The sequence below is a fragment of the Acinetobacter gyllenbergii CIP 110306 = MTCC 11365 genome (assembly GCF_000413855.1).
Lineage (GTDB): Bacteria > Pseudomonadota > Gammaproteobacteria > Pseudomonadales > Moraxellaceae > Acinetobacter > Acinetobacter gyllenbergii.
Genome location: NZ_ATGG01000049.1, coordinates 1 through 21,610, shown reverse-complemented (window position 1 = coordinate 21,610; position 21,610 = coordinate 1). Strand labels below are relative to the sequence as shown.

The following is a 21,610-nucleotide window of genomic DNA, read 5'->3' as shown; positions in this document are numbered from 1 at the left end:
CAAATGTCTGAAACAAAAATTGCTGATGTAATCGTTCCAGAATTATTCACCCCATACGTTTTAAATAAGACTGCAGAGAAATCTGCATTATGGCAATCCGGTATTGTGGGTGAGCCTGATGTCGAAATTGCTTTTGGAACAAACGGCGGTACCACGGTAAATATTCCATTCTGGAATGATTTAAGCGGTGAGTCCGAAGTACTTACAGATACCAAGGCACTCACTGTAAACAACATTACCGCAGGCCAAGATATTGCAATCCTTCATGCACGTGGTAAGGCATGGGGTGCCAATGATCTAGCTAAAGCATTGTCTGGTGATGATCCATTAGGTGCTGTTGGTGATCTTGTAGCAGATTACTGGGCGCGAGAGTTCCAAGGCTTCACGGTAAATACACTTAAGGGCGTATTTGGTGCTGCAAGCATGGCAGATAACGTTCATGACATCTCGGCAGGAGCTGGTGCAGCAGCGGTGATCGATGGATCTTCATTTGTTGATGCGTCATACAAACTTGGCGATGCTGTCGACAAGCTGACGGCGATTTCTATGCACTCGGCAACAATGGCAGCACTGTCTAAGCAAGGTTTGATTGAAACGGTTCGTGATGCAGATGGTGTGTTGCTCTATAAAACTTTTATGGATCGCCGTGTCATTGTTGATGATGGTATGCCTGTTGATGGTGATGTATTTACATCATTCCTGTTTGGCCAAGGTGCAATTGGCTTTCAAGACGTAGGTGCACCAGTTGGAGTGGAAACAGATCGTGATAGCTTGGCGGGTACCGACATTCTGATTAACCGCCGTCACTTTGTATTGCATCCACGTGGAATCAAATGGGCAGGTGCTACAGGTATTGCACCAAATAATGCTGGTCTTGCGTTGGGCACAAACTGGGAGCGCGTATACGATCCTAAGCAAATCCGTATCGTGGCATTCAAGCACAAGATCAAATAACGAAAAGGCGGGTAATCCCGCCTTAATTTTTTTGGAGATCCAGAAATGGGACTTTCATCATTTAACCGAGCACGGGAACGACAAATGACACAAGAAAAAGTGAATGAACTTGAAGAGCAGTTGGCAGGTGTGAAAGGTGAATTTATTGCATTCAAAAATGATACTGAAGCAATGAAAGCACGTATTGCTGAACTAGAATCTGGTACGGGTGATCAAAAGCCTGAAGGTGTCAATCAGCTTCAGAACGAAGATAAATCAAATCCTGTTGATTATTCATCTCTCAAGGTTGATGAAATCAAAGCGGTATTGACCGAAAAAGGTATTTCATTTGACGGCGTTACCCGTAAAGACGACTTACTTGCACTTATCCCTTTAGAGCCTAAGGAATAATCCATGAGCTTTATCACTGAACAAGAAGCAATTGATCATGTTGTAGGCTTTGATGCTTTATCTGCCAGTGATAAGGCTGATTATTTGCAAAAGGCAGAAGCCTATCTGATTGCCCGTAATGTGAAATCTTATGAAGATGTGACACTGGTGCCTAAGGCGTTAAAGTCAGCTTCATACGAGATCATTAAGGGCATTATGAAGGGTGAGCTCTACCAAGGGCAGGAACAATCCTTAAAACGTAAGCGTGTAAAGGCAGATACGGTGGAGTCAGAAAAGGAATATCAGGATGGATCAGTAAAGATCAATGCCACTGAGCAATACATTCTGGATCTGATTAAGCCATTCACTAAACGTTCTTCAGTATTCTTTACAAGGAAGATCTAATGACACTACGTGACGAGCTGCAGGCGGATATTGCTGAGGCATTTAATGAAGATCTGGCTGATGCCGTTCAATCGTTTTCGTGTGAGCGGATCATAAAAACTGATTGGAATCCTTTGACTGAAACTCATACGGCGATTAAAGAGAATTATTCTGGCAGTGGTGTCTTGTTTGGCTCATATAGTCAGTATGAGATCCAAACGCTTGGAGTCTTGGCCACCGATAAAAAGGCTGTTGTTCTGCAGAATGAAGTAACCATGATACCGCTGATCAATGATGAATGGGTAACACCACAGGGTAAATTCAAGGTGATTCATGTTTCACAAGACCCGAGTCAAAGTATTTGGATTTGTCAGTTGAGAATGGTTTGATTACTTGATCTAATATCCTTTCAAATTAGGGGGATATATGGCAAACATTGAATTGAAAAATAAAATTAGGGCTTTAATTGCATTTTTTGTTTTTTTTGCAGCTTTATATATGACAATAGGTTTATATTTGCTTGTAAACAAATCATCAATTTCTAGTTTTGATCCTCAAAAAGGATACGAGCTTTTTAAAGATACTTTAACACTTGTTGCTACATTCCTAGCGCCTGTCGCAGCATTTGTATTATTTAGTGATTGGAAGGGGCAGCACTACCAATCAAAAATTGAGATAGATTCTCAAAAAATTTATGAAAGTGCTGTTGAATATTATGCAATTATCTCGAAAATTGAACGTTTTGTTCAAAAAAAACAGTTGGATAATCAAGAGTATCTTAATTTGATTGAAAATCGAGAAAAATTAAGAGCTTCTGAAGAGGAGTTTTACAGAAGAATAGTCAGTTTTTATGGGCAAGCTGAGTATAAAAGTATTTCTGGTGATGATTTTTATTCAAAATCTAAAAGTGTATATAGGAAATTGAAAGATGCAGCTGGATCTGAACGTAATTTAATATTAGGATTGGAAAAGAATATTCAAACTGGAGAATATGTACAAAAAATAGATTCTTTTCAAGAGAATTTGTTTAGTGGTGTATATGATAATCTAGATTTAGCATCAGAGTATATTATCGATTTAACCGGCTTAAAAAGCAAAGTTAAGAGTCTGTCATAAATTCAATTCACTTGTCGGTGATTTTATAGGTGTGATCAAATGACTTGGAAAGGAACGAGACCAACTAGTTTTTCAATCCAAGTCAAGTCGGATGCCGAAAAATTAATGAAAGATATTGGACTAGATTTAGTTCAAGGTGTCATCACTGCTACACCAGTTGATACAGGTGCAGCACGAGGTAATTGGATTGCTTCTAAGACACCAATTAAGACCTATGATGAAAGTGCTACAGATAAAACAGGGCAAGGCACAATCAATAGATCATTTGTTTTCTTTGCACAGAATGCCAAGCTTGGCTCACTGATCTACATTCAAAATAATTTGCCTTATATTGAGCGCTTGGAGAATGGATGGTCAGATCAGGCACCATTGGGTATGGTCTCAACAACAATAAATACAATCAAACATAAGTACGGTGGCTAACATGGCAATGACATTAGAACAGACGAGACAAGCCATCATTGCACGCATGCAGGGCTTCACTGGTATTGATCAAGAACGAATCCAATATCCGAATGCCCCTAACTTTAACGTGCCTAAAACAGGCTTGTGGTGTCGTTTAACGATAGCGGGTGGATCAAGCTTTATCTCAGGTATTGCTGATCAACCTTGTACACGGCGAACCGGCAATATCATCATCCAATGCTTTGACCGACTTCATACTGGAGAGAAAACTATCACTGAGCTCAGCGATGCATTACTGGCCCATTTCGAGTATTTCAATATTGAGCATTTGGAATGTCTGCAGGGGCAAGCCATCAATGCAGGCAAGGATAGCGATTTTATCCAGTACAATATATCAGTACAATTTAGAGTTAATTAAAAATCATGAAAAGTAAAAGCCTATTTATTGCACTATTATTATGTTTATCGAGCAATGCGTTTGCTATTGCAGAAACTGCACCTACGCCTACCCAAATATCTAATGGAATATATTGTGAGAACATTGGTAAAGTTACTTTTTCTACTTTTAACGCCAAGTGGGCTGATGTTAGTAAAGATGCAATAAAATTAGTATTTACAAGTTTTTTAGGTGACGATTATAGAGATGACGTGAGTGATGCGGTAGATAAGGTCTATGATTTTCCAGAAGTAAACGAAAAAGATGAAAATAGCATGCTTGCTATGGTGAATTTTCCACGCCAAGTGGAGGAGGAATGTTTGGAAGCTAAAAATGAGCAAAAGAAGTCTAAATGAGCGTCATTACAATCTACACCGCCGAAAGGCGGTTTTTTATTGCCTAAATATTTTATCTGCCACCTCTTCGGTGGTTTTTTTATGACTATAGGAATCACTTATGAGCAATTTTGTTTTTAAGCGCGGTGACACCTTCAACCTTAATCTACAGCTTGTTGATACTGATGAGGCTTTGCAATTTCCGCCTGATGATGTACGCCGTGCAATTGATTTAACAGGTTTTGCATTTACATCGCAGGTGAAAGCCCTTGTTGATGGGAGTGCTGTTGCGGCTTTAACCTGCGTTGCATTAAACCAAGCAAATCAAAAGGGCTGGTTAAACATTAAATCAGGTGCAAGCACTTCGGCATGGCCATTGGGTTTATGTCAAATGGATATTAAGGCTGTGGTTGGTGGTGTAACTCAACATTCTGAGACTTTAACGTTTCAGGTAATTGATGGAGTGACAGCATAATGGCCAATCTAGTTTTTAAATTTAATTGGGATCATCGTCCATATCCCTACAATGCTGCTCAAGGTAAGCGGCAATTCATATTGCCTTTTGCTTCTGGCATCCCAAATTTAAATCCCAATTTGTCTCAGGTACAAGGTGCTGGCACTGCCGCGGGTGGAACGCTAACAACATCAGTATCTGATGACACTGTTGGTCGCGTATTACGTGTTGGAGATTTTGGATTTGGAAAACCATTACGCAATACGGATGTAGGTGGTGCAGACTTAAACAACATAACCGCCGTGGGTTTCTATGGTAACGATACTTTTGCTAGTGCAACGGTGGCTTTAAATTTTCCTGAAACTGGTGTTGTCGGCTCTTTACTCGTTACAAGTATTTCGGGTTCAAATAGTTATCGAAGCCAAGTGTATATTTCAGCAACGAGTGGTCGAATTTGGTATCGATCTACTTCGGATTTAGCAACTTGGTCCGCGTGGCGTCGTCTAGTTGACGCAAGTTCAATAGAATATCAGCGCTTAGTGAATAACGGTTTTGCCACGAACTTCATGTTAACGTCCGCACCGTTAGCAAGTTTTGATAATAGAGGTAGTTTTTTAGGCTTGCAAAGTACATCAGCTAATGCCGGTGCAGCTGGAGATTATCCTGGTACTTTTGCTCAATATGTCATTGGTTTAAACGTGGCAAGCACAGTAGAGCATGCAGCTCACATTTGTATCGGCACATCTTCCAACTATTTTGGGTTTAGACGCCGAGGCTACAATGGCAGTTATTCGCCTTGGTATGCTTTACGGGGTGAACATAACACGACTGTTGATGGTTCAGGTTTCCTTAAAGCAGCTTCTCCAGTTGCTAAGCTATTTAGTGATTATATTGATCTCAATATGGATGCTAAAAAGCAGCCGATTAAGTTTGAGAAACATGGTGTTGGTGATTATCTGATTAAAGGATCATTAGGCTTTGCCCAGGAAGGTTGGTATATCGAAGTACCTAAGGATGCAAATGGGAATACGATTGTCGCAGTTGTATATGAAACATTAGGAAACGGCGATATCTCAGTTAAAACTTACAAGCGCAAGTTTGATTTCGATCTTGCTGCAGTTGTAGCAGATCTAGAAAATCCGCTAGATATTCCCGTAGGGCGTTGGATTGATATTCGTCTACATGAAGAAGCAGCGCCTGAACTAGAGACACCAATTGAACCGCCTGTTGATTTCCAGCTTACAAACTTAACTGAGGCAGTAGCTGCAGCAATGGCAGGTGTTGAACCACCAGAAGTCACAGACGAACAATCTGAAGTCACAGACGAGCCAATTTAATGAACTTTTTAATAGCCCGCTTAATCAGCGGGTTTTTTAATGCCTAAATTTGGGAGAACTATAAATGAGTTCAGGCGCAAAAATCCGTTTATATGCTTGTGAAGAAGCAGTGTTGGGAACAACTCCAGCAAATCCAATTTGGTATACCGTCCGCCGTGTTTCAGATGGGTTATCTGAAAACGTTTCAACAGAACAAAGTAATGAAGTGGTGGATTCACGCTTTCGTCAGGGTGCGGCAGTAACTGAGGCAGAAGTTACTGGCCAGTTAGAGTTTGAATTGTCGATCGGTACTTTTGATTTATTCTTGAGTGTCTTGGCATTCAATAACTGGGCTGCAAATGCAATCAGTTTTGGTGGTGGTGTACGTAAATCGCTGACCTTGGTAAAAGTCTTTGAAGATATTGGCCAAGTCTTTATCTATCGTGGTGTGCAAGTTAATACAGGTGAAATTACGATTCAAACTACAGGAAAGATCACAGGTAACTTTGGTCTAGTTGGTAGTTCATTTACTCGTCAACAAGTTAATCCTGTAGTGAATCCTGTTGCAGCGTCAAGCCGTCCAGTGGTCAGTATGCCAAATGTTGATAAGCTGCTGATTAATGGTCAGTCAATTCAAGGAAAAGCTTGTCTGCAGTCACTCACATTGTCATTCAACAACAATTTAGAAGCCATTCGCTGTATTGGCTCAGGTAAATATACACCTGAGTTTTATTTAGAGAAGATGATGGATATTGAGGCGAATGCTTCATTCATGTTCTCTGCTACATCTGCGGCTTGGATCGATGCGATCAAATCCCGTGATGTGTTTACGCTGACGTTTGATATTACTGATAGCAAAGGCAGTAAATACTCGTTGAATTTCCCGCAGCTTGAAGTAATGGAAGCCAATCACCCAGACGGCGGTGGTGATGACATCATCACTGTTGATATCAACTTTACCCAGGTGCGAACCAGTCCGACCATTGTGCGTGCATTGGTGTAATAAACATATTGATTAACAAAGCCTATGGGATGCCATGGGCTTTTTTATTGCTTAAATTTTAGAGGTCGTTATGGCGTTAAAAGTCGGTATTGTGAAAAGTTCGGTTGTGTCTAAATGGTGCGAGTTTAGAGATGCTACAGATAACGTAGTAGCCGAATTCAAGATTCGTGGGATTGCATATAAACCGTTTCAGGTCGCGATCGAGCGAGCAGGTAATCAGATTTCATCGAAAGGCTATGATGTGATGGACATTAATCCAGGTGACAAGCTTTACCATGAATTATTGATGGATGCCTGTGCAGCGCATCTGATTGAGGACTGGAAAGGTGTAGTGTTTGCAGAAGTCGTCGAAGGAAAAACAGTTGAGACTGATCAACCTTACACTGCAGAGAACGCATCTAAATTGTTTAATCTCGGTGATATTGGTATTTCGATCTGGTTGTTCATCAAAACTGAGGCTCAGAAGATCCAAGAGGATGCGGATAAAGATAAGGCTGATATCTTGGGAAAGTCATTGAACTCTACAAGTACCAAAAAACCTACGCATCGAAAACGTCGCACGAAATTGAGCAAATCAAATTCTTAGGTGGTCATATTCCTGAGCCACCCGAATCATCTTATGCCGCTGAGTCTATCTTGCTGGCATTTGGCACGATTTGCAGATCCAGACGATATGAACAGGGTACGCCGTTATCTATAGATCAGCAGGCCATTAATGTTTATGCTGAGCATAATGATTTGCCTGTTGGTCCACATATCTTTAACGATTGCATTTTTGCTTTGGATGATTTGTTTTTAGATGAGGTTCATAAAAAGTCTAAGGCTAAAAGTAAAAGTGGGTGAGTTATGTGATAATAATTTGACCTCCTTTGTTAATTAAGTTGTTGAAGTAACTGCTATAACTTTATGGTGTATTTAAAGTGCGTGAATTATGGAAATATATAAGTTTTTAAAGAGCTTTAATACAGTGGGGTTTTATCTAACCGTGGCCAGCATCTTGCTAGCATCGCTTATTTTTTATTTTTACTTTCTAAATCCAAAATAAGTGTTAGATAAGCAAATGCCACCTTAGGGTGGTTTTTTAATGACTTAATTTAATCCATTTGTTAAATTATGCTCTGATTTAAGAGGGTAGTTTTATGAAAAAGATTATATTATTCGGTATGTTTGGCTTATTAATTGGATTGTCGGGTTGTGGGAAAAAAGAACCAACTGAAAAAGAATTAAATATTAATAGAGAAATGGTAGCTCAGGAATCAGTTAAAAAAATTCTAAAAGATCCAGATTCAGCAAAATTTCAAAATATGAAAGGACTGTGTGGAGAAGTTAACTCAAAAAATGGATTTGGTGTTTATTCAGGATATGTCCGGTTTATAGGAACTCCAGAGTTAACCATTATTGAAGGTGAGAGCTCCCAAGTAGATCAGGCAACATTTAACGAAGTTTGGTCAAAAATGTGTAAATAAAATATGTACTTTGAATGTTCTAAAATATAGAAGCCCGCTTATGCGGGTTTTTTATTGCATAAAGGAAAGTAAGATGACCCAAGAATCCCGTTTAGTCATTGTGATTGACTCAAGAAACGCAGCAAGAAATGCCCGCAATTTAAGTGATGAGCTAAATAATATTGAAAGAAATGGAGAGTTCGCAACTCGTTCTACAGATAGACTTAGCGTAGCAACACGACAGTTGGCAGGTTACATGGCTGGATTGGTAACCGTTGGGGCTGCGGTTTCTAAAATGGATGCATATACCAACCTATACAATAAACTCAAAGTGGTTACTGACACTCAAGTGCAACTAAATGGTGCGATGAAGGATACATTTGATATCGCACAAAGGGTTGGTGCTCAGTGGGAATCTGTTAATGATGTGTACTCTAAGTATGTAGCCAACAGTAAAACGTTAAATTTGAATCAAGAGCAATTAGCAAGATTAACAGAAATTACCACCAAAGCCGTGGCTATGAGTGGGTCTACAGCTCAGGCAGCCGCAGGGGCTTTGTTCCAATACGGCCAGTCAATCGATGGGAATATTCTCAGGGCTCAAGAATATAATAGTCTGGTCGATGGCGCAGGTGGGCTTTTAAATGCTATGGCAAAGGGCTTGCACGTAACACGTGGCGAATTGCGTGAAATGATGTTGGATGGAAAATTAACAGGCGAAGTTATTACGCAGGCTTTGCTGAAGGCTGGAGACAGTGTTGATCAACTTTATGCAAAAACGGATACATCCATCGGTCAAACGATTGCTCAACTTAACAATGAAATTACTAAGTTTGTTGGTGAAGCGGGGAAAGGTAGTGGTGCAGCTCAAGCAATAGCTAAGTCTATTCAGTACTTAGCTTTTAATCTGGAAACCTTAACCAATGTTGCAATGGTTGGGGGTGCTTACTGGTTAGGTACTCTTATCCCAGTTATGTATAAATCGGTCGTTGCAATGGGAGTTAAAACCAAAACTTTAGCAACGCAAATTACCGTGCAGTATGCCGCTATTCAAGCTGAACGAGCAGCTGCAGCACAGGAAGTTGTAAATGCTCAGACTAAGTTAGCAAGTTTACAAGCAATCAGAGTTCAATTAATTGAAGAGTTGAAACTGGAGCTCCAGCGTAAAAAAAGTCAAATTTCAACTCAAGGAGCAATCAACTCGGAAATCCGCTTGGGATTGTTACGCCGCCAACAAGCAGTTATTAATGCTGAATTAACAGCAACGGAAACCGCTTTGGCTGCAGCTCAGACGCGCACGGCAGCAGCAGGTGCTGCATCAATAGGAGCAGGAAGGGCTTTATTGGGGGTATTAGGCGGACCAGTGGGTTTGGGGCTTACTGTTGCAGGTGTTGCAGCAACTTACCTTCTGATGCGTAACAATGGTGACAAAGCAAATGAAATGCTAAAAGACCAAACCAATTACGCTGGAATGGCCGCTGAAGAATTAAATAATTTAAGTGGTGCTCAATTACGTGCGGCCGAATCGGAATTATCTAAAGAGTTAAATGTTCAATCATTGAGGCTTCAGAAGGTTAAAAATGATTTTGAAGAATTAACTGAAAAAGTTTTAGATAGTAATAGAGAAAATAAGGAGGCATATCGAATCTGGGCTGAGCTTAAATCGGGCACAATTGAAGTTGAGCAAGCGTTTGATCGTTTAAATCAACTTGACTTTATTAGTAGCGAACAGATCAATCAATTGGTGGATAGCAAGAAAAAAGTCGATGACCAGAAAGAGGCTGTAGTAAAGGCAAATGAACAGTTGAATTTAGCTAAATCGGCTGGAGCAAATGCAAAACTAGGTTTTAATGATGCAGGTAAAGGAGCTATTGATGCGGCAAAAGATATTGCTAAATTTGCCGAAAAATTAAAGGATGTAAACAAAATGCTTACTGACCGCTTATGGGACAATGAGTTTAAAAAATCTTTAATTGAAAAATTTGGTGCAACAGAACAAAAGGCTGAACTGTTATTACAAACTTATCGTAAGAACCAGGAGAAAGGTTTTGAAGGTGTAACTATTCAACAAGAGAAATTGATTGATCAAATTCTCAATCAAGAAAATGCAATTGATAAGTTAATTGATAAAGATAAGGAAAGGACGAAAGAACTTGAAAAGCAAGAGAAACTAACTAAACGCTTAGTCGGTATTTCTGGTAATTCAGGTATTGGCACTGGTGCACATCTTGATGTCCGTTACGGCGGTTCCATGTCAGGGCAACGAGTCAGTAATGAACACTTAGCTCGATTAAAAGCTGCAGATAAGCCCTTATCAGCATATAGAGTCAGTTCAGATTATGGACCACGAAAAGCCCCTACCAAAGGGGCTTCTTCTTTTCATAAGGGAATTGATTTTGCAATGCCAGTGGGAACCCCAATCACAACCAATGTGGCCGTGAAGGATGTTCAAACTGCGTATGATCCTAAAGGCGGTGGGTATTACAGTACTGTGACATTTGAGGATGGTGTGGTTCTAAAACTTCTACATCAATCACCAAGCATGCAAGGCAAAGTGAAAGGAGGTGCAAGTAAGGGAAGTGATAAAGCCGGTGTTGATATTCAATCGCAGATTGAGCGCCAACTTGATTCACAGAGAGCTCTTGAAAATGAAGTTGCTGGCGAAGTGCAGCGAATCAAGAACAACTTAACAGTCCGGTTGGAGGATGTTGATAAGGCAGGCTTCACTCCAGAACGCTCTGCGGAAATTAAAGCTGAACTCCAACGTCGTGCTGATAATGATATTGCGATCGCGCAACAGGCTTTACGTACCAAACTTGATGATTACAAGGATTTCGAAAAAACTGAGGAGAAACTATTAAAAGATAACTTCGATCGTAGAAAGTTTAATGCTGCACATGACATTGAGTTAAGTAAAGCTGATCAACAAAAAGCTGTTGAGTTACTTAATCAACAACAGCAACAAGAATTGGGCCTGTTAAAGCTCGCTCAAGAGCAACGCTTGTTTCAGGCTAAATTAGTGTTGATGTCAGAAACTGAAGCTATGCAAGAACGCTATCGACTTGAACGTGAAGAGATCCAGAAGAACACCAAGCTCAGTGTTGATGAGCGCCAAAAAATGATTACGTTCTCTAAAGCCGCACAGGAAAATGAGATGCGTAATAAGATTGTTGGCGCTGTTCAGAACTGGGGTGGCATTCAGGCGGATATGAATGGTTATGGAGATTTCTATAGACAGGATCAAGATCGTTTTAGCCGTCTTGGTACTGCCCAGGATCTCTTTGATAGCAAGTCTGCAGCGGTTGACTATAACGAGCAAGGAGGTTTGGATGCGATCAAAGTACAAATGGAACAGCAATTAATTAGTCAGCAAGAGTTTGAAGATCAGAAAACGGCAATCCTACAGGCCGCACAAGATCAGCGAAATATTATTGCTGCAGAGTATGCTCAAAATGCCAAAGATATTGAGGACAAGTATCAGCAAGATCGTTTGAACACTCAAATCGCACTTGGTGGACAAATGATGGGCTCACTTACTTCAATGTTTGGCTCTATGTTCGGTGAGCAATCTAAAGCTTACAAGATCATGTTTGCTGCTGATAAGGCTTATGCAATTGCCGCCGCCGGTATTGCCATTCAGCAAAACATTGCGGCAGCTTCTAAAGCTGGTTTCCCTTACAACATTCCTTTAATAGCTGGAGCAATTGCACAAGGTGCCAGCATTATTGCCAACATACGAGCAATTAAAGACCAGGGCTTTGCTGATGGTGGTTATACGGGTAAAGGTGGTAAATACGAGCTTGCCGGATCTGTTCACAAAGGCGAAGTAGTTTGGTCGCAGGCAGATATTAAACGTTGGGGTGGTGTTAATTTAGTTGAGAGTATGCGTAAGAGTGCAAACCCTGAAGCATTTCTCAAAAACAATGCCTCATCTGATGTTATGCGCCGTGCGATGATGAGCTCACAGGTGTTTATGGATGCCCAAAGGAATAAAGATAATCAGATTCTCTATAAACCTAACAAGATAGAGGATACTTCAAAGATCTCTACAGGTTCAGATTTGGTCCACGATGGCAAAGTGTATTTCTCGCCTAATGGACTGGTTCAGGATCGTTCAAATCTTGAGGATGTATATGACTTTACTTTGGGAAGATCTGCACGCCCTCAGGTTGAGACGATTGCATCAGTACAACCAAGTGCACATTCGATCAATTTTAAGATTGAGGTGGTGAACCAAGTGAAAGGCGTAGCAGTCGAAGCAGAGCAACTGGATGAAAATACTGTCCGGCTTATTGTCAAAGATGAGCTGGAGAACAATCTTCCACGCGCGGTACCAAGGATTGTTAGTGAACAGATAGATAATCCAAGTTCACCAATCAGTCGATCGCTTTCTAAGAATACGACTGCACGACGTAATCGTTAATTAGATAAAGCCACCTTTCGGGGTGGCATTTATCGTCTTTTGATTGACTTAACTTGTAGATGACTGTTTATTAAAAGAACAATTATTAAAAAAGAGAAATCATTATGATCAGATTTATACCAATACTGTTTGGGGTTGCTTTATTTTCTGGGTGTGCAAATTTCAACAGTATTCACCGAAGTTTTAATCTTAATAGTAATAAAAGCCAACTCATAGATGCTAGGCAAAGAGCAATTTTGGTTGGTGAGAGAGCGATTTATGCTCAAACTAAAGAGGGGGAGTATTCTGAAATTAAAAATAAGGTCGCGTGTGCTGAGCCAAGTCCAGATGTAATGGCTGCTTATGCAGCAGAATTTGCGGCAAAAGGTGGGTCAGCAGCTAAAGCGAGTGGAGAGCTATCTGCTGCGATGCAAGATAGTGCAGCATTTGTTGGAATGAGAACTCCAAGTATTCAATTACTTCGTGATTATAGCTATCGTTTATGTGAGGCATATTTATCAAATGCAATTTCAACAAAAAGTTATGAAAGTCTTTTAAAAAGATATCAAAAAAATATCGTAACACTTTATACAATTGAACAATTAACCATTCCTTTCAATGTGCCAACAGTTGCTTTAGTTTCTCAAAGTTCAGCCCAAACAGATAGTTTGTTAATTGAACTACAAATGAAACGAAAAACATTAAATGATGAAATAAAAAATTTGGATCAAAAGATTCTTGATGAAAATACCAAAGGAGAAAGTAAAGATCAGAATACAATAAATCAATTAAAGTCTTCTAAAGAACAGAAATCAATTGAGTTGATTGAGATTGAAGAACGTATTAACTCTATAAAAGGTTTATCTGTCTCAGGAAAGGTTACTTTTGATACCAAGGCTAAAAATGATCGTCCAGAACTTTCTGATGAGAAGTTCTCCACAGTGGTCACTGCCATAAAAGATTTAACAATTAATACCTTAGTAGATCAAGACTTTATAGATATATGTTCTGATGTCCTTCAGGGAAATATGTATACGTCATCTGATGATAAGGAGCTTAAAGTAAATTGTGTAAGGTATTTAAATGTAGTTATTGAGAATGCAATTGATAAAAAAATTAGTTCAATTAATAGAGTCGAAAACCCTAATTCGTTGCGTTAACAATCAGATATTTTAATAAGTATCTATAATGTAAAACCTTTTAAGTCTTATTTGCTAAAATGAACATAATCTATTTTTTAAAACGAAGCCGACTTTAAGTAAGTCGGTTTTTTTATTGCCTGGAGGAAAGTAATGTACAAGTTAAAACTGAATCCCCAAACCAATGGCTATGGCGTGACACCAGGTGATGATGTGAAGCGCCAACAGTTTGATGGTGGTAAAGGCCGCTACTACATCGATGTTAAACGCAATAGCCATATTGTCGATGTGAACTGGAGCCTCAGCAAAGTCGATTTCAATAAGATGATGGCATTCTGGCGGGTTTATCAAAGCATGCCTGCATCATTCTATGTGGATCTGGTGATCGATCAGGGTACACGTCAGCAATACCTATGCAACTTTATCCCCAATTCACTCAAGAACAATGAGGTCAACGGCAATCTGTTTCGTGTTAATGCTCAGCTTGAAGTTGTTCAAAACCAGAAAGACTTGGCAGCAGATCAAGCACTTATTAGGGATTGGGTGGTGTAATGGATCAGGAATATGCAAAGTTCTTTCTCAATCGTACGGTCGATATCTATCAGCTGGAGTGTATAGAGCTGACACACCCTTCATTCATCAATACTTATCGTGTTGTGCGTAATGATGATCAAGGCGTTTATGTGCGCCATCAATCTGATGGCAGTCAGTTGTTCTATGAATATCTGCCAGCCAAGATTCAACGTTCTGGCATGTTGGGTGATCTGGATCAGTCTTTAACTGTTTCAATTTCAGGGCTTGGTGACATACTTCCTGATGAGTTTGAACGGGTGATGGAGGGGCAGTATCCTGACATTAAGCCAACAGTAAATTATCGTCTATATAGCTCGGACAATCTCAACTTACCCATGTATTACTTGCTTGGCCTGCAACTTTCGGGCGTGGCCATGGACCATAAAGCAGTGACATTCAAGGCTGAATCACCGCGATTGAATACGGCCAAGACTGGCGACATCTTTTCACTGGATCGCTTCACTGGTCTTAAGGGGGCTTTATGAAAGGTCATGATCATTTACTCGATCGGCAATATGATCAGGAACGCTATAACTGTGTCCACTTTGTCCACGAGGCTGCTATGGATCTCTATGAAATAGATCGCCGTGAAGCTTTAGAACTTTTCATGCAGCCTAAGGGCAGCATTGAGTTTAAGCCATCCAGAATAAAGCTATTAAATCCGCTGCCCATGCCCAAGGAAGGTTGCATTGTCGCCTTCCATCCAAGACAAAGAAACAAGCCCCCGCATGTGGGGCTTTTTCGTGGGGGTAAGGTTTTACACCTGATGGAAAGTGGCGTCTCTTATTTATCTGAACCAGTCGTTATGGCAATGGGGTTTAATCGGGTCAGTTACTATGATTAAGATTATTTATAAACAAGATCCTTTATCTGAAAAGAACATGATTGAGCACGCGGCCACAATTGGCCAATGGCTCACCACTAAATATGATTACATGCCTGAGTACGTCCGTATCTTTCACAATCCGAGTGATATGGAGCATGCTGAAATTTCGGTGGCCAACGAAGTTACACCTAAAAATCAACATGATCTGAAGCAACTTGATTTTCTTCCTGGCACATTCATTGTGATTGAGAATCCAAAAGGAGTTGCAGCCATTGTTGCTGCGGTGGTTTCTTTGGTGATTGGCGTTGCTGTGGCTTTATTGATGCCAACGCCGTCAATTGCCCAGACTACCCAGAATAACAACCAGTCCTCATCTGCAAATAACGAGCTTTCCAACCGTGAGAACAAAATGCGGGTAAATGGTCGTGTGGCTGATGTTTTGGGTAAAGCTTGGGATACGCCAGACTTGATTGCTGTGCCTTACAAGGTGTACGAGAACAATGTTGAGGTTGAGCATATTGTGGGGTGTATTGGCCGTGGCCACTATCACATCAATGGCGCGTATGACGGTGAAACTAACATTGTTGATATTGCTGGTGCATCAATTGAAGTATATCGCCCAGATGTCGACATTGTCGCGGGTGAACCTTACTTCTCTTTAGGGAGTGAAATTACAACTCCGCCGCTATCAGTTCAGCAACAAAACTCGGTGAATGGTCAGATTCTTCGTTCTGCAGATACTCAGTCAATGGAAGGCAATAATTATCTGCACTTTGGTTATCCAAATGAGTTGTTAAGAGCCACCTCAGACTTAACGGATTTTACAGCCAAGTTTGTCAGTAATGACCATATCCAGATTAGTAATGCATCTTTTTCTCTTAATGGCCAAAGCTATGACTTAAATGGTACCTATAGCGTTTTGTCGGTTGCGGATGATCGCATGGCGCTATCGAATCCAGCTGCAGTTAATCCAAATTGGTTAAAGCTAAAAGAACTGAGCAATCAGAAAACTGATGCACTCTCACCAAAGATCATTTCAAACGGAGAAAAGTGGATTGGTCCGTTTATCCTGGATAATGTTGAACGTAGTCGTGTGTTATGTAACTTTGTAGCATCGAATGGCTTGTATGCAGTCTATAACGGTAATATTCAAGGTGTTGTGAATATTACCCTTGAAGTAGAGGTAACACCCGTCAATGAAGCGGGTGAAGCGCAGGGCAACCCAATGCTGCAGCGGATCACAATGAAAGGCTCTTCAAAATCGCGTCAGACAGTGGGTGTCACGCTAGATATGACCACTTTTCAGGGTCGTTGTAGTGTTCGTGCTCGCCGTGTAACTGGAGCGATTTCAGCGCCGAATGTCGTAGATGAAGTGAAATGGCAAGCGTTATACGGTGCGTTTCCTCTGCAGAGTACTCGTTATGAATCAGAAACGATTTTTCGTGCCAGAACATATGCAACCACAGGCGCTTTATCTGTTAAGACACGGAAGATCAATTTTGATCTGCAGCGTATGTTGCCAACATATAAAGATGGCGCAATGACCATAGAGTTGTATCCGACATCAAGTTTTGCCGATGCTTTAGTGGCGATGGCGCTGGATGACAAGATTGGTCGACGCACAGTAGATGAGATCGATCTTGAAAATATCTATCGCACTTACTATGAGGTAGTGGATTATTTTGGTACACCGTTGGCAGCTGAGTTCTGTACTACTATTGATGATACAAACATATCATTTGAAGAGTTGGTAACCAATCTTTGTGATGCGGTATGTTGTACGGCGTATCGTCAAAACAACAAACTCAAGTTGTATTTCGAGAAGCCAACAGATAACTCGGTCCTGTTATTTAACTTTAGAAATATTTATCCCGACACGTATCAAAAGGATCTGAGTTTTGGCGTGATGGATGACTATGATGGCTTGATCTATGAATACACAGATCCAGCTGATGACAGCCGTATCAATATCTATTTACCAGACAAGAGTATAAAAAAGCCTAAAGAGGTCAAATCGGTTGGTGTACGTAACAAGTGGCAAGCTCATTTCAATGCGTACCGGCTTTGGAACAAGATGCGCTTCCAGCGTAAATCCATCACCTTTGACGCTGCTTCTGAATCTGAGTTGTTGGTTTTACGAGATCGTATTGCCGTGGCTGATTATCGCAATGGCATTCACCAGAGTGGTGATGTGGTACAGCAAGAGGGTTTAATCCTGACCTTGAGTCATGAAGTCGATTTTATTGCAGGTAAAAGCTACGTGATCTATCTGCAGATGAGTGATGGAAGCGTTGATCTAATTCCTGTGACTGCGACTAACTTAAAATACAAAGTGATTTTAGGGCGATTGCCGAATAGTCCGCTAAAGCTCAGTCCTGATGATTTTGTGAATACCACTTATATCGTAGTCAATGATGATACCAAAGGATCTTTGCCTTATTTGGTGGCCAAGAAGGAACCAGTTGATCAAATGACCAATACGCTTACAGCGATTAATTATGATGAGCGCTATTACCTCAATGACAAGGACTACACTGATACACCAGTTGACGATACACCAATTTATATTCGTTATGACCAGCTAGATCTCAATTTAGCTCGGTTATATCAAATGCAAAGAGGTGATTTACCAACGACTGGAGTCATTAACTTTGTAGTCGAATCTGGCGTACTGGTGTGTAGTTCAAGTGCGTATCGGCCATTAACAGAGCTAATTTACAGGCATTGGATGGATCGACCTTCAACTAAATATGTTGTGAACGGGTTGCCTGAAATCCCAGCTATTGATACGGGGGAGTTTCCTTCTGATTTGATTGTGAATCTAACGATTAAAGGTGCGGTCGTGGGGCGTGGAGGTGAAGGAGGTATTGCCCATGCGGCTTATTTTGGTGAGAGTGATTACGAGAATGCTTTTACTAAAACGCGCCGTGATGGTGGTCAAGGTGCACCAGGATTATTGAATCGCCATGGCAAGCTAAATCTTATCATTGATAATGGAGCGCTGGCTCGTGGCGGTTCAGGTGGTGGTGCTACACCAAGCGGTGTTAGTACAAGGTATAACTATGCGATTCAAGGTGTGCCTGGAGGTGGTGGAGCACCATTTGGGATGGCACTGACTAAAGTTCCAATTTCAAGTGAAGTTCCACAGTTCAGAGGTTATTTCAATAATAACTATCAGACCGATAAAGTCTCGGATGCACAGGCTGAAATTCCTGGTCAAGGTTATCGCAAGCAAACGAAAGATGAAGGCTCCCCGTTGTCAGGCAATGGCGGAGGTTGGGGGCAACGTGGTACCAAATCATCCAATAGTGGTGAATGGAACTGGAGATATCACGGAACACTTGAAGGTCAACCAGGACCTGGAGGCCCGGCAATAATTGGTATAGAACCACAAACAATTCAATTGATAAATGGAGGGCGGATTTTACAAACGCTTTAACAGTCTAATTTACTCAGAGCACCCATATGGGTGCTTTTTTATTGTCAAAATTCTGGAGAACGACATGACAGAAAAGCAGGGGGCTGTTGAGGCTGCAGCAAATGCAGCAGCAACAGCAACCAAATTTAGTTATACAACATACACAAGTGCAGGGGTGAGCGTGGTGTCTTGGTGGGCTTCAATTGATTGGATGGCGGTACTTGGTGTTGTAGTGGCCGTGGCAACATTCATTTTAAATCTCTATTACAAACGTAAAGAGAACCAGCGTGCCGATGAAATCCACCAGTTGCGTAAGAAGCAATATGAGCAAACTAAAGAACGATTAAAAGGGGAATTTGATGACAAGTGAACAAACTCGGGCTTATCTGGCCTTTGCCTTGGTTGCTTTAATGTTTGTTCTGGTAATCGCATTATTTTTTGTCGATATGCCACGTGAAAACAGCAACTTGATCAACACGGCCTTAGGTTTTATTGCTGGAGCAATGACCACGGCTTGCGGTTTCTACTTCGGTAGTTCAGAACAGGAAAAGAAGAAAGATAAGGATAGTTAAATACACAATCTATAAACAGCCGTCTTAGGACGGCTTTTAACTATAATTTCTCATGGTTTTTAACTAAAAAGTAAAATAAACTATTTGAAAATAAGGGGGAATAAATGAAAAAACTATTTTTATTAGCAATGTTGTTAGGGCTGGCGGGGTGTGGTGATAATAACCAAAGCGATACAACTCAAACTAATACACAAGTAAGTACATCACAAAATACTCAAGAAGCAGTACTAACAGCTACGAATTATCGATTTGCAGCTCCACCGCAGACTATGGGAGCAATTGCACCATTAGCTGGTTGGACAGTTACTAACTCTACAACTGTTGGGGCTTCAACATTAATCGAGGCTTCAAGAGGTTCTACTGTTTCTGCAGCTTTAATTACGCCTAATGCAAAGCAAGTCGCTAATGTATTAAAGGGTGGTTTGGCTGGTATTGCTTTAAGTGTTGCGGTAGATCAGTTGCTTGGGGCAATTGATTGGGTAATGGATCCAGAGAACAGCCGTATTAAATATAAATCGTCAGCACAAGTTGTATATAACTATTTTAGCGGAGCATGTATTGGAGTTCTGGATGGAAACTTTACGAAGTGTTTAGAAAATAAACTTAATAATGATGCAAAAATAGGTAATTCAAACTGGAGTGATTACAATTGTGTATTAACAAATTGGGCATGGGCAGATTTCAGAAGATTTACATGCACGGCAATTAGTTTTAGAACAAAAACTAGAGAACTTGTTGGCGACTATGCTGTGATCAAAGAAAAAATATTGCCAAGTGAAGAAAAGTCACTCCCTCTAGAAACCGTGGCAGAACAAGTCATTACAAACGCTGATTCAGGTAGTTTAGATGCACAAGTAGCGACAAATATTGCTGCACAAAATATTCTTAATGATGTTGAACAAGCTGAGCCGGTTGTTCAGGATTTAGATAATAATTATAAAAATAACTGCCCTAGCGGGATAACCAATAATGGAAGTTGTTGGATTTGTTCTAGAGAGTCTTGGTCACCCATAAGAAGCCGAGTTGTTCTTGCAAAAGAAATAGTTTTTGGCTTGAATAAGTGTTCAGTTGCAATGAATTCCAGCCAATTATTAACAAGATATAAAGCATATTCAGAGCTTGGAGCAGCACGTGATAAAGAGAATGCTTGTTGGTCTCCTCAAGATCCAGAGCATTTGGATGAGGCAATAAAAGCTAAAGCTACTGCTGCTGAATGCAATACATTTTTAGGTGTACTTGGACAATAGAATGAAAAATGAAAATTTATTACAGCTAATTGAGCAAGAGTTTAAGGATGTTACTTTAGGTGATAATTATACGCTTGCCGAAGAAGACTATGCGGATACAAGTTATTGGTATTTTGATAAACAACATCCAGACTCTAATTTAACGGCAGAGGAATGGGCGAGTCAGGAACTTGGTTTTTTTGAAACATGTGCTTGGCTTGCAGCGGATAAGGAAGAGGCAATTCAAGCAATTAAAGAAAAAAGGAAGATGGCTAATAGATTTAGCAACCCTTTAGAAATACCATCTTTATATCTAAATATGCACTTTACAGGTTTCAGTTATTTAGCTCCTCAGGCATATTTATTTTACACTCCTGCCATTATGAAGCATTACTTAAGTGACGCAGACTCTTTATATAGTAATAGCTTCACATGGTGGCTTACCCGATTAAGAAGAGCTAACAATCCCGATTTGATTAAAAAAGTATTACAATTTTTTGTTGAACAACAAATTGTAATACTTGAAGAATTCTTAATGTATGTTTTCAAGTCAAACAATGAAAACAATGATGTCAAGGTTGCTTTAGAGAACCTTAAGCAAACTAGAAAAATGTAAATACTTAATCAGTATGAAAAAAGCCTTTAGGGGCTTTTTTTAATCTCATTTCCCATAGCGCCTTTCGGCGCTTTTTTATTTTCAAAAGGAAAGTAACATGAACCGCAAAGCATTCTTTGACATTGCCCGTGAACTATTAGGTGGCAAGCTCACACAAAGCCAAGTTAATCGATTTAGTGAAATTCTGGATGAATACCAATCTAGTGGGATGAAAACCAGTCAAGTAGGTATCAACTTAATCACCAGTTTTGAAGATCTGGTACTTACAGCTTATGACGATGGTGTGGGAGTTTGGACCATTGGATTTGGCACTACGATTTATCCAAACGGCATTAAAGTGAAAAGAGGTGATAGCTGTACCAAAGCGCAAGCAATGTCCTTTTTTCAACATGATTTGAGACGCTTTGAAGCTACCGTGAATCAAGTTGTAAAGGTAACGATTACTCAAAATCAGTTTGATGCGCTAGTCAGTTTGACTTACAACATTGGCGAGGGGGCATTTAAGGATTCAACTTTGTTGAAAAAATTAAATGCCGGTGATTTTATGGGTGCAGCAGATCAGTTTCCCCAATGGAATAAAGGTGGTGGTAAAGTTATGAAAGGCTTGGTACGCCGTCGTGC

24 protein-coding genes and 1 pseudogene are annotated in these 21,610 nt (G+C 40.4%); all 25 read left to right on the top strand.

From position 1 onward, the window contains the following. Nucleotides 1-3: 3 nt before the first annotated feature. Complete coding sequence (locus tag F957_RS02465; RefSeq protein WP_016542994.1) at nucleotides 4-954, top strand: major capsid protein; 951 nt, start codon at nucleotides 4-6, stop codon at nucleotides 952-954. Between the two features lie 45 nt (nucleotides 955-999). After that, entirely contained in the window at nucleotides 1,000-1,344 is a 345-nt protein-coding gene (locus tag F957_RS02470) for a HeH/LEM domain-containing protein (RefSeq protein ID WP_016542993.1), read from the top strand. 3 nt (nucleotides 1,345-1,347) lie between these two features. Further along, nucleotides 1,348-1,728, top strand: a complete 381-nt coding sequence (locus F957_RS02475; RefSeq protein WP_016542992.1) for a hypothetical protein — start codon at nucleotides 1,348-1,350, stop codon at nucleotides 1,726-1,728. Further along, nucleotides 1,728-2,096 (top strand): hypothetical protein, encoded by a 369-nt coding sequence (locus F957_RS02480; RefSeq protein WP_016542991.1) that lies wholly within the window; start codon nucleotides 1,728-1,730, stop codon nucleotides 2,094-2,096. Before F957_RS02475 ends, F957_RS02480 begins: the two co-directional genes overlap by 1 nt. A gap of 37 nt (nucleotides 2,097-2,133) precedes the next feature. Continuing rightward, nucleotides 2,134-2,823 (top strand): hypothetical protein, encoded by a 690-nt coding sequence (locus F957_RS02485; protein WP_016542990.1) that lies wholly within the window; start codon nucleotides 2,134-2,136, stop codon nucleotides 2,821-2,823. A 39-nt stretch (nucleotides 2,824-2,862) separates the two neighbouring features. Next, nucleotides 2,863-3,246, top strand: a complete 384-nt coding sequence (locus F957_RS02490) for a hypothetical protein (RefSeq protein ID WP_016660601.1) — start codon at nucleotides 2,863-2,865, stop codon at nucleotides 3,244-3,246. A 1-nt stretch (nucleotide 3,247) separates the two neighbouring features. Further along, on the top strand, nucleotides 3,248-3,646 hold the full coding sequence (locus F957_RS02495; RefSeq protein ID WP_016542988.1) for a phage tail terminator-like protein: 399 nt from the start codon (nucleotides 3,248-3,250) through the stop codon (nucleotides 3,644-3,646). A gap of 5 nt (nucleotides 3,647-3,651) precedes the next feature. Further along, on the top strand, nucleotides 3,652-4,020 hold the full coding sequence (locus F957_RS02500; protein WP_016660600.1) for a hypothetical protein: 369 nt from the start codon (nucleotides 3,652-3,654) through the stop codon (nucleotides 4,018-4,020). 100 nt (nucleotides 4,021-4,120) lie between these two features. After that, nucleotides 4,121-4,474: a hypothetical protein gene (locus F957_RS02505; RefSeq protein WP_016542986.1), complete on the top strand. Its 354-nt coding sequence runs from the start codon at nucleotides 4,121-4,123 to the stop codon at nucleotides 4,472-4,474. Next, the gene (locus F957_RS02510; protein WP_016542985.1) at nucleotides 4,474-5,790 is read left to right on the top strand and encodes a pyocin knob domain-containing protein; all 1,317 of its coding nucleotides are present in this window, start codon (nucleotides 4,474-4,476) and stop codon (nucleotides 5,788-5,790) included. Before F957_RS02505 ends, F957_RS02510 begins: the two co-directional genes overlap by 1 nt. A gap of 64 nt (nucleotides 5,791-5,854) precedes the next feature. Further along, nucleotides 5,855-6,772: a phage tail tube protein gene (locus tag F957_RS02515; RefSeq protein ID WP_016542984.1), complete on the top strand. Its 918-nt coding sequence runs from the start codon at nucleotides 5,855-5,857 to the stop codon at nucleotides 6,770-6,772. Nucleotides 6,773-6,842: 70 nt separating this feature from the next. Continuing rightward, nucleotides 6,843-7,358 carry a hypothetical protein gene (locus F957_RS02520; protein WP_016542983.1) on the top strand — a complete coding sequence of 172 codons (516 nt, stop codon included), beginning with the start codon at nucleotides 6,843-6,845 and terminating at the stop codon, nucleotides 7,356-7,358. Between the two features lie 345 nt (nucleotides 7,359-7,703). Then, on the top strand, nucleotides 7,704-7,817 hold the full coding sequence (locus F957_RS21960) for a hypothetical protein (RefSeq protein ID WP_228129660.1): 114 nt from the start codon (nucleotides 7,704-7,706) through the stop codon (nucleotides 7,815-7,817). 94 nt (nucleotides 7,818-7,911) lie between these two features. Continuing rightward, nucleotides 7,912-8,238: a hypothetical protein gene (locus F957_RS02525; RefSeq protein ID WP_016542982.1), complete on the top strand. Its 327-nt coding sequence runs from the start codon at nucleotides 7,912-7,914 to the stop codon at nucleotides 8,236-8,238. Nucleotides 8,239-8,311: 73 nt separating this feature from the next. Then, complete coding sequence (locus tag F957_RS02530) at nucleotides 8,312-12,640, top strand: tape measure protein (protein ID WP_016542981.1); 4,329 nt, start codon at nucleotides 8,312-8,314, stop codon at nucleotides 12,638-12,640. Nucleotides 12,641-12,744: 104 nt separating this feature from the next. Continuing rightward, nucleotides 12,745-13,779 (top strand): hypothetical protein, encoded by a 1,035-nt coding sequence (locus F957_RS02535; protein ID WP_016542980.1) that lies wholly within the window; start codon nucleotides 12,745-12,747, stop codon nucleotides 13,777-13,779. A 132-nt stretch (nucleotides 13,780-13,911) separates the two neighbouring features. Continuing rightward, nucleotides 13,912-14,310, top strand: a complete 399-nt coding sequence (locus F957_RS02540; protein ID WP_016542979.1) for a hypothetical protein — start codon at nucleotides 13,912-13,914, stop codon at nucleotides 14,308-14,310. Further along, nucleotides 14,310-14,816: a DUF1833 family protein gene (locus F957_RS02545; protein ID WP_016542978.1), complete on the top strand. Its 507-nt coding sequence runs from the start codon at nucleotides 14,310-14,312 to the stop codon at nucleotides 14,814-14,816. The genes F957_RS02540 and F957_RS02545 overlap by 1 nt, the downstream gene beginning before the upstream one ends. After that, nucleotides 14,813-15,175, top strand: coding sequence for a hypothetical protein (locus tag F957_RS02550; RefSeq protein ID WP_016660599.1), 363 nt, complete (start codon nucleotides 14,813-14,815; stop codon nucleotides 15,173-15,175). The genes F957_RS02545 and F957_RS02550 overlap by 4 nt, the downstream gene beginning before the upstream one ends. Beyond that, nucleotides 15,168-18,267 (top strand): annotated as a pseudogene (locus tag F957_RS02555) (host specificity factor TipJ family phage tail protein); the annotation flags it as partial. The gene F957_RS02550 and the pseudogene F957_RS02555, both read left to right, overlap by 8 nt. 393 nt (nucleotides 18,268-18,660) lie before the next feature. Continuing rightward, entirely contained in the window at nucleotides 18,661-18,945 is a 285-nt protein-coding gene (locus F957_RS02560; RefSeq protein WP_016542975.1) for a holin, read from the top strand. Then, nucleotides 18,935-19,147, top strand: a complete 213-nt coding sequence (locus tag F957_RS02565) for a hypothetical protein (protein ID WP_005202208.1) — start codon at nucleotides 18,935-18,937, stop codon at nucleotides 19,145-19,147. Before F957_RS02560 ends, F957_RS02565 begins: the two co-directional genes overlap by 11 nt. A gap of 104 nt (nucleotides 19,148-19,251) precedes the next feature. Next, nucleotides 19,252-20,394 carry a hypothetical protein gene (locus tag F957_RS02570; protein ID WP_016542974.1) on the top strand — a complete coding sequence of 381 codons (1,143 nt, stop codon included), beginning with the start codon at nucleotides 19,252-19,254 and terminating at the stop codon, nucleotides 20,392-20,394. Nucleotide 20,395: 1 nt separating this feature from the next. Continuing rightward, nucleotides 20,396-20,989, top strand: a complete 594-nt coding sequence (locus F957_RS02575; protein WP_016542973.1) for a DUF6714 family protein — start codon at nucleotides 20,396-20,398, stop codon at nucleotides 20,987-20,989. A gap of 97 nt (nucleotides 20,990-21,086) precedes the next feature. Further along, the coding region (locus F957_RS02580) for a lysozyme (protein ID WP_016660598.1) at nucleotides 21,087-21,610 on the top strand (524 nt) is incomplete at its 3' end.